Source organism: Pseudoalteromonas thalassia (assembly GCF_049257215.1).
Classification (GTDB): Bacteria; Pseudomonadota; Gammaproteobacteria; order Enterobacterales; family Alteromonadaceae; genus Pseudoalteromonas; species Pseudoalteromonas lipolytica_C.
Map to the genome: position 1 here is coordinate 1 of NZ_JBMMUE010000030.1, position 3,212 is coordinate 3,212.

Genomic DNA, 3,212 nt, shown 5'->3' on the forward strand with positions numbered 1-3,212 from the left:
TTTTGCTAAATCAATCGCAATAACGTTAAGATTCACCATGTATGGACTCCTTTTGTAAAAGTTTTGTCGCTTATTACGTTACCCCCCTGTGGGAGGGGAGTCCATACATCTCTGTGGTTCAAATATTGTTTTACACAAAGAGAAGTGAATGAGAAGAGAATGAGGTAAACCAATAACTTACTTAATTTGTTTTCCTCTATAGCGCAGCGCCTCTTATCCTCTTTGTGAGTTAAAGATCTTTTTTCTAACCACAGAGGACACAGAGGAAGAACATCTATAGTCGTAAGCTTTCAGCTTAAATAAGTGTGTTTTGTTAGCAATGTATTCATTTTCTTGAAGGGTGTTGAATACCAGACTTGCCAAGCAAGCGTGACGCCTACGGTTTATATTGCGCGATGTAAAATCGCGCCTACGATAACTAGCAACTAGCAACTAGCAACTAGCAACTAGCAACTAGCAACTAGCAACTCTAACCTTTATTTATCTCTAAAATCGCTTTTAAAGTATGTTCTTTTTCAAGAATATCACGGTAAAGAGCAAACTGATTACGGGCACGCTCTAGGTTATGGTTTGCATGCTTGGTAGCAAAGTAATTATCGCCATCAATAAAGTCTGTTAAAAAGCGTAGGCCGATCATAAAGGTCATTACCTTTGTGCCTAACCAAAAGCTTTCTTTTTCAGTATCGGTGATCACATCTTTTAAAGGCTCAACATAACCTTTTACAATCGCTGCAAATATCTCTTCACGAACACGTACATTGCTCAAATTAGTAGAATCTTCTTGCTCTGGTGAGCAGAAGGTACGCACCATATCGCCAAAATCAAATAACCAATAACCCGGCATACAGGTGTCTAGGTCAATCACTGCTTTAGCATCGTCAGATTGTGTGCAAAACAGCATATTATTGATTTTAGTATCATTATGGCAAGGTCTAAGTGGGATCTTACCCTCAAGTTCTTTAAGTTCAGTTACTAAACCTTGTTGTGCTAAACAAAAGTCAATATCGTCTTGGCATAGCGCTACTCTGCTTGCTGGATCTTTTGCTAACACGTTTTTGAACGCGTCAAAACGCATTGCTAAATTATGAAAATCAGGGATCACATGATGCAACTGATCAGCCTGAAAATCTTGTAAGGCTAAAGCAAATTGTCCAAATGCATTGGCTGCAGTTTGTGCTTGCGATATGGTTGCTACCACATCTTCACTGTAGCTGCCGCCAATAAATTCGAGTGCGCGCCAAACACCTTGATCACACTCAACTAAAAAGTCATTTTGAATGGTGGGCACATGACGAATAATGTCGAGGTTATATTCACCATTGTCGTGCTTTTCAGTTAAATGCTGTTCAATTAGGCGAGCATTTTCAACAAGTTGTTCAGGATTCGGAAAAACGGTTGTATTTAACTTTTGAACCACAAGTGCTTGATCATCTGCTTTTAATAGCATGGTGGTATTTATATGGCCATTGCCAATCGGTTTTAGGCTAATATCCACTTTATTTAGGCCAAAACACTCTGATAGGTGTTCTGCAACAGGGTTAGACTTCATAGAAAGTTCACTTTTAAAATGCGTTTGAACAGCTGTGGTTGCTGGTTGTTCGTCCATGATGTAATTCATAAAGCTTTTTCGAAACCTTTTCTAGCTCTTCTCTGTAAGTGACGCCATACCAGGCTGATTGCGCTTGATAGACCATGACAGATTGTTGATTGTTTTTAACAGCAGTATGGATTTGATCCGGTAAATAATACTCTTTTGTGACACCGTTGTCATTATGTTCTAGGAATTGCGCAAAGCCTATTTCTAACTCGTTGAATATGCTTGGCGTTACTCCCCAAAAACTCATAGAGCCTAGAGCTTCGTTCGAAATTACTTCGCGCTTACCCTGAGGGTTGTCACCATACAAGGTCTTATCTTCAAGTTTTATATTTAAATACTCAATCACATTAGTAAGTTGTTGCTGTTCATTCACTTCACAAACACCACGATTTACACCACCTTGTTCAGAAAGTGTGTTTTTGATTGGAAAACCAACCATGGCCCAATCGTTATTATTTTTAAAGTGTTTAGCCATTATTTCAAAAGAGGATGCCCCATAATAATCATCAGCGGTGATGACAATAGCGGGGTTCTTTACATAGGGCTTTGCACATAACAGAGCATGCCCAGTTCCCCAAGGCTTGATACGATCTTTCGCTAAATGGCTGTACTGCTCAGGTACCATACTAATTTCTTGTTCAACAAGCACAACCTCAAGTGATTTAGGTAAGCGAGGCAGTATGGTTGCTTCAAGTTCGGCGCGGATTTTTTTATTTATGATAATAACAGCTTGGCTTACACCTGCTTTTATCGCATCACGAATGCTTAATTCCATTATGGTGCAGCCCAACCCTGGGATCTCTGCTATTTGTTTGTTTCCGCCAAAACGACTACCAAGCCCACCGGCTAATACGATTAAAGTAAGAGAGTGTTGTGTCATTGTGTGAATAAGTTAAAAAATAAAGGAAAAGAGTACCAGAAACCCCAAAGGAAAAATATTATTGCGAGCTAGCAATCGCAAAGAATTATTTTAAACGATTGAGAAATTCAAGAAGCTTTAAGCGGAATGGTGTTGTTGGTGTGGGATGCGTGTAGGAGGTACTTTAGTGCAGAAAATTTTTGCACAATGAGATCTGTGGTTCAATATGTTTTTATACGATTTGCACAATGAGAAAATAATGAGAAGAGAAAGAGGTAAACCAGAACTTACTAAATTTTTACTTCAAAGCGCAGTGGTTTTTATCCTCTTTGTGAGCTAAAGATCTTTTTCTAACCACAGAGTACATAGAGAGCACAGAGGAAGAGAAAGCGAGACCATAATCTCTTTGTTGATAGTGGTTTTTCTGTGTAGCGCGAAGCGCCTCGGTGTTCTCTGTGGTTCAAATATTTTTTACACAAAGAGAAGTGAATGAGAAGAGAATGAGGAAGTGATAATTATGTTTTTTGTTTTCTCTCAAGCGCTGCGCCTTTTATCCTCTTTGTGCGATTAGATGTCTTTGATGTAGGAGTGAAATTTATTTCGCGCTTTCTTGTAGGTCATGCTTTAGCGCGTCATTGTTGTGGTCAACTAATTCCGGACAGTGAATTAAGTTTTTCTTCTGCTATAGCAGGGGCAACCATTTGATTATGGCTATGTGGCCTGCGCCAGTTATAATAATTCATCAAATAATTACTA

The 3,212-nt window shown here is 39.0% G+C and carries 2 protein-coding genes; both read right to left on the reverse strand.

The annotated features are described in order from the left end of the window. Positions 1-469: 469 nt before the first annotated feature. Positions 470-1,549, reverse strand: a complete 1,080-nt coding sequence (locus tag AAEU31_RS20210) for a phosphotransferase enzyme family protein (RefSeq protein WP_199526678.1) — start codon at positions 1,547-1,549, stop codon at positions 470-472. A gap of 13 nt (positions 1,550-1,562) precedes the next feature. Then, positions 1,563-2,477, reverse strand: coding sequence for an NTP transferase domain-containing protein (locus AAEU31_RS20215; RefSeq protein ID WP_421968129.1), 915 nt, complete (start codon positions 2,475-2,477; stop codon positions 1,563-1,565). Positions 2,478-3,212: the final 735 nt, after the last annotated feature.

What these genes read in the sequence shown, in the direction of transcription:
- AAEU31_RS20210 (WP_199526678.1), bottom strand. Translation starts at nt 1,549, where the DNA reads ATGAAGTCTAACCCTGTTGCAGAACACCTATCAGAGTGTTTTGGCCTA.
- AAEU31_RS20215 (WP_421968129.1), bottom strand. Translation starts at nt 2,477, where the DNA reads ATGACACAACACTCTCTTACTTTAATCGTATTAGCCGGTGGGCTTGGT.